Genomic DNA, 12,400 nt, shown 5'->3' on the forward strand with positions numbered 1-12,400 from the left:
TGCTTGTAGTCACATTCAATAACTTCTTATAAGAGGTAATAAGACATGACTACACAAGCGGCTACCAAACTAGAGCGCATGCCAAAGGTAATCAAGCGCTATGGCTTATCTAGATCCACATTTTATACCCGTATCAAAGACGGATTAATCCCACCTCCAGTATCTCTTGGTAACCGTGCTGTAGCCTGGGTTGAGCAGGAAAATACAACCGTACTAACAGCTATGATCGCAGGTAAAAGTAAGGAAGAAATTAAAGCCTTAGTTAGGTCTCTTATCAAAGAGCGATCAAAGCTTGAATCTGGTGAGGGCGAATAATGAATATATCCTCACTCTTAGATTCAATGTCTCAAGTAGGCATTTTCCCCACGACGATGCCTAGTCTTTGTGATTATGGCCAGATCCAACGATTTAATATCAAAGAAGACAAGCCAGATAGTAAAAATGGATGGTTGTTATCCTTTAATGATGGCTTACCCATTGTAGTATTTGGTAGCTGGAAAACCGGCATTACATCTAATTGGGTTGATGGTAATTCCTGCCAGCTAGAATCATTTAATATCAATCAAATAATCAGTAATGCGAGACAGCAAGCCGAGCAGGAGCTGGTCGAGCGCCAATACCAAGCAGCACGAAGATGCTGTGAGTTATGGCAGCAAGCAAAATCGGCAACAACGCATCCTTACGCAACAAATAAGCAAATAAACCTCTATGGATGCCGCCTGTTAGGTAAATTCTTATTAGTGCCCATATATGACATAAACGGCCAACTAATCAGCCTTCAATTCATTCAACCAAATGGAAATAAATACTTTAAAGCTGGTGGACGGACTATAGGTGGCATGTGCTGGCTTAGTGATAACACAGCCCCAAAAAAAATACTTATATGTGAGGGCTACGCCACTGCCGCAACGCTTCATCAAGCTACCGGCTTACCCGTTGTATGTGCATTTAATGCCAACAACTTAGCCCCTGTAGCGGTAAATCTAAGTAGCCAGCACCCAAACGCCACACTGATCATATGTGCCGATAATGATCATCTTACTCCCGGTAATCCAGGAATTACAAAAGCAAAATCTGCGGCAAAAGTAGCCCATTGTTTTCTGGTAATACCTGAGTTTGATGCAAAGGACAAAAGTACAGATTTTAATGATATTCATGTCAACCAAGGTCTTTACAAAGTAAGGAACCTGATTGAGCCTCTGCTAATGGAGGTAACCGAATGAGTGATGTTATTGCTATAAAACCAGAGCAGGATCTACAACCTCTACCTCTTATTCCGGAGGCTATAAAATCAGAACCATACCCACTTGATGCTCTGGGGGCCGTGCTCGGCAATGCCGCGAAAATTATAGCTGAAGGTATACAAGTTCCACCAGCAATGGCTGGTAACAGTGTGTTAGCTGCCGCCGCGCTAGCGGTTCAACATATAGCTAATGTAAACATTGACGGACGCTCTTACCCCATAAGCCTTTTTTGTCTAACTATAGCCGAATCAGGAGATCGTAAATCAGCTACTGATAAATGTGCTCTAGCCCCAGCTAAACAAGCTCAAGCAAAATTACAAAGCGACTATAAAGCTTCAGTCAAATGTTATCAGGATGATATTCAAGTTTTTGAAAAAGAGAAAAAACTTATCCTGAATAATAAAAAATTAGGTCCAGATGAAACAAGAGCCAGACTTCACGAATTAAAAGAACCTATCGCACCAAAGCAGCCAAATCTATTGGCAGATGAACCAACGATAGAAGGTTTGCAAAAAAGCTTTGCTAAAGGGTTACCAAGCCAGGGTTTATTTAATGATGAGGGTGGCCAGTTTTTTGGTGGCCATGCTATGAGCGCTGAGCAACAACTAAAAAGCGCAGCAGGATTAAGCCGCCTTTGGGATGGCAGCGACCAAGCAAGAACTAGAGCGGGTGAAGGCGAAAGCATGTTTATTTGTAACCCCAGGCTCTCAGTTCATTTAATGATTCAACCTATTGTAGCCAAACGTGTATTAAGCGATCCCATCTTATCTGGTCAAGGGTTGCTAGCTCGTTTCTTGATTGTCGCTCCTGAGTCTATCGCAGGAACACGTCTGTACAATGGAATGGATATAAGCCAAAAACCAGCAGCGCAGCGATATAGGCAAGCATTAAGCAAAGCACATGATATAGAGCCTTCACTAGATGAGAACGGAAATCTACAACCCCGAGAGCTGCCATTATCTGCAAAAGCCAAGATGTCATGGATCAAGTCCTACAACGCCATAGAAACAGCCATAGGCAATCATCAGGAGCTAGGTAATATTAAGGCTGAAGCAAGTAAAGCAGCAGAGCAAACACTTAGAATTGCCGCCGTACTCACTTTAATTGAGAACCCCGATGCCACCAGCATCACGAACGAAACCATAAGTAGTGCAATAGTGTTGATCGGTTACTATCTCAACGAGCAATTACGACTTCAAAAGCAAATCGAGGTGAACCCCGAACTTGCCAATGCTAATGAGCTTTACCAGTGGCTAATAAACAAAGGCTGGCAAAATTTTAACCTACGTAAGGTTTGCCGGAATGCACCAAGGTTTGCCCGTAAGGCCAAAGATGCAAGAGCACTACTGGAACTACTAGAAGAATACAATTGGATAATTCGACTACCTAAAGGAGTAGATATCGGCGGAAAACCAACAAAGGAGGCATGGAGGCTGACCAATGCTATTTGACCTTCAAAAAGCCATAGCAAAGCAATCGGGGCAGTTATCTGCCCCAACTCAGGGTAAGCCTTTGATGGCAACCGCCATCGTGTCGCCAAATGTCGCCAATATGTCGCCACCGCAACACCCCGCCATTACTGAAAAGTCGCCGTTGTCGCCGTTGTCGCCACATCCAACAGGTTTAAATTTAGTCGAACATATTGATGGGGAGTGCTTGCCTACCCATCATTACCGAGCCGAAGAATTTCATGGTTATGGAAGTGATACAGAATGGATAGCCAAAAAGCTTAGGCAAGCCGCCCCCAGCAAACGACCACAACTTGCCGAGGAGTATTCAAAGCATTACCTAATAGCATTTACAGAAGAACAGGTGGTTATAAAGAAAGAAGGTCGCGCACGGTTTCAGGCCAATAAATGGTTGAGAAAAGCTATCTGTAATATGCAGTCGCCTTTTTATTAACCTAAAACATCAAGTTATAGCCTGTTTTTCGTACTAAGCAAAAGAGGATCACAGTAATGTCTACAGAGCGAACCAGATCTTACACAGAACAATATTTTCGTATATCAGCGAAAACTTTTCGCCCAATGCTAAACGCCAATCCAGGAATCTACAGAGTAGGCAATAGTAACCTGGGACAAGAACACCAAATATTCAGGCTGATAGTTTCAAGCAATTGGGGCCGAGCGATGATTTTCAACATCCAAAGTCGTAAACACCTCATTCCATTAAAGCTGGATAACCGAAGTGCTAGCAATAAGCTATATCTAGTTTGCCCTTATTGCTCCAGGCAACGACAGCACCTTTACGCGGTATCAGAAGCATATGCCTGCCGCACTTGCTTGAAACTTAGCTACGCTTGCCAGAGCGAATGCAAACTGGAACGCTTAGCCAGAAAAATTCGTGACATTCGTAAAAGCATATGGGGCGCTAGTTGCCCCGGATTGAATAACCTTTGTGATAACTCTTTTCTATGGCCAAAACCTAAATGGATGCGTTATAACACCTTTGATACTGCTACCGCAAAGTTAAGGCTGCTTGAGAGGCAGTATTTGAAGCTATCACTCGAGCAGTTTGATCGGATGTTTGGGGAGGTGGGTAAACAAGAACCGGTTAATAAAAATATGGATGTTAACTGACAAAGCCTGCCACATAATATGTACTGATCAGACTTAATCTGTCTTAATTAGGTCCCATTTTCATTTAGAGCCGTGACTCATTCACAACTTGTTTATGTGATTTTGTCATACTTTACTTATATCTGTGGGCGTACTCGTCTTAGAAAGTTCGTGGTAACTTTTTAGTGAGTTAATCGAGGTTGAAAAGCCTAAATATGCAAATAAACATTATTTATTACTGTATGGGGCTATTTATTAGCCACAAATGTATATTTAAGCTTCTCATTGCCTTGATTACCGTTTTAAAAGTGCTCTGTTATGTAGTTATGCAGAGCTTTACCTTCAAGTAAATCATTCGAAAGACCATTTCTCACGTAGAACTCTTTGTCTTCTAAGAAGCAAGGCGTATTAGATGCAGTACAGTTAACCCTCAGCACTGATTTTCTATCCACTGTAATTATGGTGGGATCAATTAGTGGGTAGAAGTCTCGACCAATCTTGGCTTTCAAGTTATTTTTGATATTTAACAGATACTTGTCATTGTTTTTGAAAAACTTACGAACTTCTGTATCAACCCCTAGCACTGTTCCATCATTAACACCGATTAGCAAGTTACCACCTTCGGAATTTAAGAAACCTACAATTGTTTTTAATGCAGATTTCTCAATGTGACTCTCTTGAGATTGCTTTTTCACATCCATTGAGAAAGTCTGTTTGAACTCAAGGAGTTTTGACTCACCGTCGAGAATAAGTAGCTTAATTTGATCTTCTTCACTGGTATTGCTTGATGACAGTTTCTTATAAACTTTCTTCATCAAGTTTTTAGATGCCATTGTTCTGAATTCAGCATCCCCCATTAGACGTGTGAATATGTCTTCGTTACCATCCATTCGGTCGATAACTAGTCCTTCAAATGCCTTTTCAAAGATACTTTCAAAGTCACTCATGGAGTTAGCTTGAGCTGCTTGTTTTAGATCTTCATCAGCATTAGCTTCAGCTTCAATTTGATCGAAGAATAGTTGGTCTGCTTCTGTGAACTCAGTACCAAATCGGTCATTAAGAATTTTAATCAACTCAGACAACGCAATGTCTTCTTCCGTTGTTTTGCCTGTTCCTACTTCACTTGCCCCTTTAAGTGGGTCTGCCGATCCCGGTTCAAGATTAATTGAACCTTCGCTTATTTTCTGAAGTCTGTAATATTCAAGCTCTACATCTTCATCTAATTTATACCCCGGGCCCGAAGCATCTCTTGGTAACTTAGTCAGTAAAAAGCGCAAATATGTATAAAGCCTTTCTAAATCAGAGTCTTGGTAAGGCATGACTTGAGATAAAAAACTGTACATATTTCTAAAATTCACTAATAACGATTTAAACTCAGCTTGTTCTTCTTCAGCAAGCTCTTTGTAGCGTTCAATCGCTAAATCAAGAATACCGTTCATCTTGGCATGATCGTGTACGGACTCTTTTCGTTTTGGAGCAAAATAGACCTTACAAAAATCATTTATTTCCAGCGTAAATATGATTTGAAATTCTTCAATTTGTCCTTGTAGTCGGTATAAATGATGAGGGTCAGTTAACTCTTCCGCTTCTGTGACTTTGTAGAAAGGTTTAAATGCTTTGTAGATCTCTTCTTGTTTATTTCTAAAGTCCAAAACAAAGGTATCTTCTTTTCCCGCAGCCATACGATTTAAGCGTGATAACGTTTGAACTGCCTGAATTCCAGATAGTTTTTTATCAACATACATGGTGTGTAAAAACGGTTGATCAAATCCGGTTTGATATTTTTCAGCTACCAACAAAACTTGATACTCGTTGGTAGAAAACTCTTCTGGTAATTGCTTTTCAGGGATACCATTATTCATAGCAACTTCGGTATAGCTTTTACCAGGCGCATCTGGGTCATCTACTGTGCCAGAGAACGCAACAAGCGATTTCACATCGTCGTAACCTTTGTCATTTATATACTTATCAAAAGCTTGCTTATAACGTACGGCATGTAACCGTGAGTCAGTCACCACCATAGCTTTGGCACGACCACCAATTTTATGTTTTACATGAGTACGAAAATGCTCAACCATTACTTCCGTTTTTTGCGATATGTTGTGGGCGTGCAAGGTTAAGAATCTGGCTAAAGCTCGAGCTGCTTTTTTTCGCTCAACGTGTTTATCGTCTTCCGCTGTTTGAGTGATCTTAAAATAAGTCTCATACGTGGTGTAACTTGCTAACACATCGAGAATAAATTTCTCTTCTATCGCTTGGCGCATAGTGTAATTGTGAAAAGGTGATTTCCCATTTTTACCCGGCTCATCGAATATTTTTTTCGTTTTGTATTTAGGTGTTGCGGTAAATGCGTAAAAGCTAATATTCTCCTGTTTCCCACGTCGTAACATAGTGCGGATCACTTCGTCTTCTTCGTCATCCTCACCATGTTCAGCAATGTATTCAGTAGCTTTTTCTTCAATACCTTGTTTATTAAGTACATACTTCATATCCATGGCCGTCTCGCCTGACTGTGAACTATGCGCTTCATCCACAATTACTGCAAATCGCTTACCTGTGGTATCAAGGTGAATTGAATCTTCGCCTTCTTCCTCTTTAAGCTTTTCTATGGTCTCTGTTACAAAAGGGAATTTTTGTACGGTAGTAATGATAATTGGCGTGCCACTTGCTAACGCTTTAACCAACTGACGAGTGTCCTCATCAATTTTCACCACAACACCTTGCTTATGATCAAATTGATAAATGGTGTCTTGCAGTTGTTGGTCGAGTACTTTTCTGTCTGTTACTACAACAATTGAATGAAATATTTTTTCGTCGTCTTGGTCATGCAAGCTAGATAAACGATGCGCTAACCATGCAATAGAATTTGATTTACCAGAGCCCGCAGAGTGTTGAACTAAGTAATTCTTACCTGCGCCGTGTTCTTTTGAATGACTGATTAAATTGCGCACCACGTCTAACTGATGATAGCGCGGGAAGATCATGGTTTCTTTCTTAACTTTTTTGATCACACCATCTTTCAGGATCTTCTTTTCTTCAACTTGTAAGTGCATAAACTTACTAAGAATGTCCAATAAGCTATCGCTTTTTAAAACGTTACGCCACAAGTAAGCCGTCCGGTAGCCACCATCTTTTGCCGGTGGGTTACCCGCGCCTTCATTGAAGCCTAAATTAAACGGTAAGAAGAAGGTTTTTTTGCCACTTAAATGCGTGGTCATGAAAGCCAAATCTTGGTCTAACGCAAAATGCACCAATGCCCGCGTTTTAAATTGAAATAGCTTTTCATTCGGCTCTCGATCATCTCTGTATTGCTTCTTAGCATCTTCAACTGTTTGACCAGAAAGCGGATTTTTTAACTCGATAGTGATAACAGGTAGGCCATTTAAAAAAATCACTAAATCAATTGATTTGGTATTATCACTAGAAAAATAGAGCTGGCGGGTAACAGATAATACGTTTTGGTTATACAGCGCTAGGGTGTCTTCATTTAAATTATTATTTGGCAAGAAATACGCTGTTTTAAGCTTTTTACCGTAACACTTAAATCCGTAACGCAGTACATTTAGCATCCCTTGAGTCTCAAGGTGTTTCGTTAGGTCGGCCAAAACCATAGCAGCGGTATTATCACCATGGATCTTTTCTAATGCTTGCCATGTTTTTGATTGTGTTTCTTTAATAAATTCAATAAACCGCTTGGGTTCTAGTGCCATGCCAGTATCATAATCAGCTGAATCACCTTTAATGTACTTATCATTTTCAACAAGGTGATATTCAATGGCATCTTCTAAGCGATCTTCAGTATGCTTTTTCATTATCTATCCTTACCCCCTAACCAACTGTTTCTACGATAGCGTGCTCTAAATCACTAAGACTCATCCGGTCAATTTCTGAGTATAAATAATGTCTTATAGATGGGTCTCGCGCTAAATACTCGTTAGCTGCATCTAAATAGGTAGCCGCCCGCTCGGGTGTACAATCAGTAACTAAGTACTTTGTTAGTTTTATTTTTCTTTTATGACCTGTATAAATATTGATGATTGAGTTTAACGCTCGGCACCAGTTTTCGCTGGCTTTGAGCTGAGCAACCACGCTTTCTGAATCTACCGATGTATTTTTAAACTCTAGGCAATAGGCTTTAATTTGCTTTTTATCGAGTTGAAATATCACAAAATCGCAACGTTTTGACCAAGGCTTACCTTGATTATCCAGAAAATGAAACAACGGCTCATGATGTCCGCGTCGTACTTCCTTATCGAGTTTTATTGCAAAGACTTCACCAATATAGTTAAGCCTTACAATAAATTCTTTCTTCTTGCCGCCCACATCAATCTTTTCTTTTAGCACCAATTCTCCCGCATTTGGAATAGGCACAGCATAATGGGCGAGATTAAAATACGATTTTATATGATGAAAATATCCGTTTGCATCTAGTGCCATTATGCGCCAGCCTTAGGTATTTCCACCTCACGTACATCGATTTTACCCGTAACAGCTGAAGTGATAAGTGCTGAGCGGTATTCTTCTAATTTTGATACGGATCGTAGAGAAACGTCTATACTCTTTTCTATTTGCTTCAACTCGGATGAAATATGAGCAACAATTTTCTTCTGCTCATTTTTAGGTGGCACCAATATCTTAAAGGAACCAAGCGATTCTCTATTTATCTTTGGCATAGCCACTCGCATAGATTCAAGAACAGCATACTGAAAGAAGTATTTACTCAGCATCATATAGAACAAAAAGAGAGGCGATAATTCTTCTTCTGTTCTGATTGCATACATATCAGCACTACACAACCCTTGGCTAGGCGCAATACATAGTTTGTTTAATTCTGGGCGAATTTTGCTGTATAAAATATCTCCTTTCTCAAAAAGGTATTTTCCGCTAATTGCGCCTTGTTCCTTAGCTGAAACTAATTCTATTAGTCGCCCAGAATTTTTTTCAATATGATCAGGTGCTATTAATGGCAGACTTTCATAGTCTGGTCCGGTTGGGTCTACTTGCCCGCTGACGACTCTACAACGATCTTTAAACTGCATTTCTCTCCAATGTGCTGGAATACCTCCCAACCAATCAACGCCAGATGGTTTGAGTTTAGCGTTTTTATCTAGACCGTTGGTCACCGCTTTAGTGATCATCGCGATACGCTTTTCTTCAAGCTTTTCAATAAGCATTTTTTTCTTTTCAATCAGCCTATCGATTTGTTGGGTTTTGAAGTCAAGGAAGGCAGCTATTTGTTGTTGTTCTTCAATAGAAGGAACAGGAAATCTAATTGCACCTAACTTTTCACCTGTTAAATGAGCTATCGTCGCTTTATTGCAAAGGATATCAAACCAACCAGTATCAGAAATATTTCTTAGCATGTAACAAAAATAGTTAATGTCTCCTAACTCTTTATTACGTACTCTGTGCAAAGCATTTTGAATAATAGCTGGCTCCTTCAACTGTCTTAATATGGAAGCTCTACCTACTTCGCCACCTTCACAAATTAAAAGGTCACCTTCGCGCACGGAATATTTATTTATATCTTTTTTAGATGCAAACATTTTTGGCAAGTTTTCAGTTTCAACACCATTCCACTTCACGTGTTGAGCTTTTAGATACGGATATTCAACATCGTTCAAGCTCTGTTGTTTAGGTTGAAGCATCTTTCCTAATTGAATATCAAAGCAAAACTTTACTAAAGTATCCTTCCACTCAGAAGGAATTTTTGATAACCAACCAATATTAGTTGGTCTATATTTTGGGTAAGGATTAGCGTGCATCAAACCACCTCCGCTAACATATCGATAATCTCTTTTTCTAGGCCTTTAATATCGGCTTCGATGTCTTCTAGCTTACGAGGTGGTTCGTATTCGTAGAAATGGCGGTTAAATGGAATTTCGTAACCAAGTTTAATCTTGCTGTGATCAATCCATGCATCTGGGCGATACGGTAATACCTCTTGCTCTAAGTACTCTTCACAATGGTCTTTCACTAAAACCAGCAGTGCAGTTTTATCGACCTTACCTTTGTTTAGCTTTTTGTTTTCATAATCAAGTGGCAACGGTAGTGGGATATCTTTAGGTAAAGGTACATTTTCGGTGTCACGTAAGTCACCGTCAGCCTCTTTGTTGCCTTTAGCATCTAAGCATTCATCTGCTGTTGGGTCTTTTTCACCAAGGCTACCCGGTGCCAATAGTGCTTTTTTAAGAGGACTATCTAACTTAATTGGGCTAGCGGCAAACGCTTTACTTAGCACTTGTTCAAAATCTTTACGGTTTTTAATTAGCTGCGCATCGGCAAAGTTTAGTTTAAGCTTTGCTAACACATCTAAAATGTTATTTTGTAACTTTATACCTTCGGCAATTTCTTCTGCTTTAATTTCTTTATTCTTGCGCTTTTTACTTTCGGCTAAGCCAATGAAATAGCCGCTTTCTTTGAATGCATCGATACGCTCTTGATTGACGGTAAAGTTAAGGCGAAGTGGTCTATCAACAGTAATTTTCAAGTAACCAAATTTTTGGTTTTTAAATATCTTACTGACGGTCACGACCTTGTCCATACCTCGTACTTTATTCTTCGGCAGTTCAACATTGGTATTGATGTCTGACAGTATGCGCGTGTCTTCATCTTTAAAGTCAGCATAAATTTGTGTCAGCATGCTGATATGATCTGGCTCGTTTTTATTGCTTTCACTCGGACCTTCGCCAATTTTTTTACGTTTATCACCTAACGACTTTTTCATTTTCCACGCAAAGTCAGTGCCGTTGATTAGTTGCACTTTTCCTTGGCGATTCGACGTATTGTCGCTGCCATCAGACTTACGGTTAGAGACTATCCAGATATAGGTATTGATACCTGTGTTATAAAACAATTGGTCAGGTAATGCGACAATCGCTTCAAGCATGTCGTTTTCAATAATGAAGCGGCGCATGTTACTTTCACCACTCTCTGCATCACCAGTGAATAACGGCGAGCCATTGAATACGATGGCAATACGTGAGCCACTTGCTTCATCTTCTTCATTATTGTGCAGTGGAAATTGTTTCGGTGGGTTTTGCATTTTGGACATCATGTGCATTAAGAAAAGCAATGCACCATCATTAATACGTGGTAAGCCTGCACCAAAGCGACCTTTAAAACCGAATTTTTCATGCTCGTTGGTGACATAATCTTTCTCTGGTTTCCACTCCACACCAAATGGCGGGTTAGCAGCCATATAGTCAAAGCGCATATCTGGGTGACCATCACCATCGACTCGGTCATCGCGGTCAATACCTGTGCCCAAAGTGTCACCGAAGACAATGTTTTCAGCTTCTTCACCTTTGATCATTAAGTCAGAGCCACAGATAGCAAATGATTCTGGGTTATACTCTTGACCGAAAAGCTCTATATTGGCTTTTTTATTCTGTTCGAGGATTTCTTTTTCTGCTTCTGAGAGGATGCCACCAGTACCACAAGCAGGGTCGTATATTTTAATACGCTTACCTGCGGTATAAATTTGCTCTTCACCAGTAAACATTAGATTGACGATAAGCTTAACTACTTCACGGGGCGTAAAGTGGTCACCAGCCTCTTGGTTTGCTTGTTCGTTAAAGCGTCGTACGAGGTCTTCGAATATGTAACCCATATCCGAGTTACTCACCTTTTTGGGATGAAAATCAACACCTTCAATTTTTTCAAATACTTGGAATAAGCGGTTTGCTTCTTCCAAACGTTCAATTTCTTGGTCGAAACGGAACTTTTCTAAGATAAGTCGTGCACGGGTAGAAAAACCTGCAATGTACTTATTAAGGTTTGAGGCAAGATTATCTGGGTCACCTTTTAGCTTTTTAAAGGTGAAGCCACTGGTATTGAAAAACTGTGTTTTAAACTTGTGATTGATCGACTTTTCAATGACTTCAACTTTATTTTCAAGCTTTTCATACTTTGCAGATAGTGCTTCATACTCTTTGTGCACTTGGTCAACATTGCCTTCCAGAACACAATCAAGGCGGCGAAGCACTGTAAATGGGATCATCACGCGTCGATACTGTGCTGGCAAGTATGGGCCGCGCAGTAAGTTAGCAATATCCCATACGAGATCAGAGTTCTTTTTTATTTGATTTTGGTTTTTCATTTAGTTATCTCAGCAAAAAATTAGCTCAAACTTAAGAATGGTCGTTCGTTGAACATAGTCTTTTGGGCTAAGTATTAGACTACGTAAGATGGGCGATGTTCAACTGTATCCAAATCCGAAAAATGAGATTATACGCTCAAATTTAAGTTGTTTATACTGATGTGTTAGAAATGAATTTGGTGCTATTAATTGAAAGCGAAGCTTTTGTATAAGCTACCTACATCGCTCTAGATGCATGAAGACGATTTTTCAAAGCTTACCAAGGTGACCGTTGAAACGGCTCTCAATGCAAATTAGGCGAGCACCTTAGCTATGAAAAACACGCGGAACACCCGTCGAATAACAGCAGTAATAGCTACTCCAGTAAGACTCTCATTACCGATGATGGGGAAGTCACCATCGATGCGCCACGTGATCACAATGCTAGCTTTGAACCCAAGCTAGTTAACTCGTTCTTCTTATAACACCTTGAACCAATGACCATCACAGACCCTTTA

At 40.1% G+C, this 12,400-nt stretch carries 8 protein-coding genes and 1 pseudogene; 5 read left to right on the top strand and 4 right to left on the bottom strand.

What is annotated here, in order from left to right; genetic code table 11:
• Positions 1-45 precede the first annotated feature (45 nt).
• From C9I89_RS18770 to C9I89_RS18785, 4 genes are read left to right on the top strand one after another with little or no spacing between them, the layout of a single operon-like run.
• Entirely contained in the window at positions 46-315 is a 270-nt protein-coding gene (locus C9I89_RS18770) for a helix-turn-helix transcriptional regulator (RefSeq protein WP_107284852.1), read from the top strand.
• Entirely contained in the window at positions 315-1,223 is a 909-nt protein-coding gene (locus C9I89_RS18775) for a toprim domain-containing protein (RefSeq protein WP_107284853.1), read from the top strand. Before C9I89_RS18770 ends, C9I89_RS18775 begins: the two co-directional genes overlap by 1 nt.
• Complete coding sequence (locus C9I89_RS18780) at positions 1,220-2,695, top strand: YfjI family protein (protein ID WP_107284854.1); 1,476 nt, start codon at positions 1,220-1,222, stop codon at positions 2,693-2,695. Before C9I89_RS18775 ends, C9I89_RS18780 begins: the two co-directional genes overlap by 4 nt.
• Positions 2,685-3,146 (top strand): hypothetical protein, encoded by a 462-nt coding sequence (locus tag C9I89_RS18785; RefSeq protein ID WP_107284855.1) that lies wholly within the window; start codon positions 2,685-2,687, stop codon positions 3,144-3,146. Before C9I89_RS18780 ends, C9I89_RS18785 begins: the two co-directional genes overlap by 11 nt.
• Before the next feature lie 958 nt (positions 3,147-4,104).
• Here the strand turns inward: C9I89_RS18785 and C9I89_RS18795 are convergent.
• Genes C9I89_RS18795 through C9I89_RS18810 form a run of 4 tightly spaced genes read right to left on the bottom strand, consistent with a single transcriptional unit; the run spans position 4,105 to position 11,903 of the window.
• Positions 4,105-7,614: an RNA-binding domain-containing protein gene (locus tag C9I89_RS18795; protein ID WP_107284857.1), complete on the bottom strand. Its 3,510-nt coding sequence runs from the start codon at positions 7,612-7,614 to the stop codon at positions 4,105-4,107.
• A 16-nt stretch (positions 7,615-7,630) separates the two neighbouring features.
• Complete coding sequence (locus C9I89_RS18800; RefSeq protein WP_107284858.1) at positions 7,631-8,239, bottom strand: hypothetical protein; 609 nt, start codon at positions 8,237-8,239, stop codon at positions 7,631-7,633.
• Entirely contained in the window at positions 8,239-9,567 is a 1,329-nt protein-coding gene (locus C9I89_RS18805; protein ID WP_107284859.1) for a restriction endonuclease subunit S, read from the bottom strand. Before C9I89_RS18805 ends, C9I89_RS18800 begins: the two co-directional genes overlap by 1 nt.
• The gene (locus C9I89_RS18810; RefSeq protein ID WP_107284860.1) at positions 9,567-11,903 is read right to left on the bottom strand and encodes a type I restriction-modification system subunit M; all 2,337 of its coding nucleotides are present in this window, start codon (positions 11,901-11,903) and stop codon (positions 9,567-9,569) included. Before C9I89_RS18810 ends, C9I89_RS18805 begins: the two co-directional genes overlap by 1 nt.
• Positions 11,904-12,155: 252 nt before the next feature.
• On the opposite strand from C9I89_RS18810, the pseudogene C9I89_RS18815 reads away from it, so the two are divergent.
• Positions 12,156-12,349: pseudogene (locus C9I89_RS18815) on the top strand (transposase); the annotation flags it as partial.
• Positions 12,350-12,400: the final 51 nt, after the last annotated feature.

The sequence above is a fragment of the Photobacterium lipolyticum genome, from assembly GCF_003026475.1.
GTDB classification, from domain to species: Bacteria; Pseudomonadota; Gammaproteobacteria; order Enterobacterales; family Vibrionaceae; genus Photobacterium; species Photobacterium lipolyticum.

Excerpts from the sequence above, each read along its gene's own strand:
- C9I89_RS18770 (WP_107284852.1), top strand. The coding sequence starts at position 46 with ATGACTACACAAGCGGCTACCAAACTAGAGCGCATGCCAAAGGTAATC.
- C9I89_RS18775 (WP_107284853.1), top strand. The coding sequence starts at position 315 with ATGAATATATCCTCACTCTTAGATTCAATGTCTCAAGTAGGCATTTTC.
- C9I89_RS18780 (WP_107284854.1), top strand. The coding sequence starts at position 1,220 with ATGAGTGATGTTATTGCTATAAAACCAGAGCAGGATCTACAACCTCTA.
- C9I89_RS18785 (WP_107284855.1), top strand. The coding sequence starts at position 2,685 with ATGCTATTTGACCTTCAAAAAGCCATAGCAAAGCAATCGGGGCAGTTA.
- C9I89_RS18795 (WP_107284857.1), bottom strand. The coding sequence starts at position 7,614 with ATGAAAAAGCATACTGAAGATCGCTTAGAAGATGCCATTGAATATCAC.
- C9I89_RS18800 (WP_107284858.1), bottom strand. The coding sequence starts at position 8,239 with ATGGCACTAGATGCAAACGGATATTTTCATCATATAAAATCGTATTTT.
- C9I89_RS18805 (WP_107284859.1), bottom strand. The coding sequence starts at position 9,567 with ATGCACGCTAATCCTTACCCAAAATATAGACCAACTAATATTGGTTGG.
- C9I89_RS18810 (WP_107284860.1), bottom strand. The coding sequence starts at position 11,903 with ATGAAAAACCAAAATCAAATAAAAAAGAACTCTGATCTCGTATGGGAT.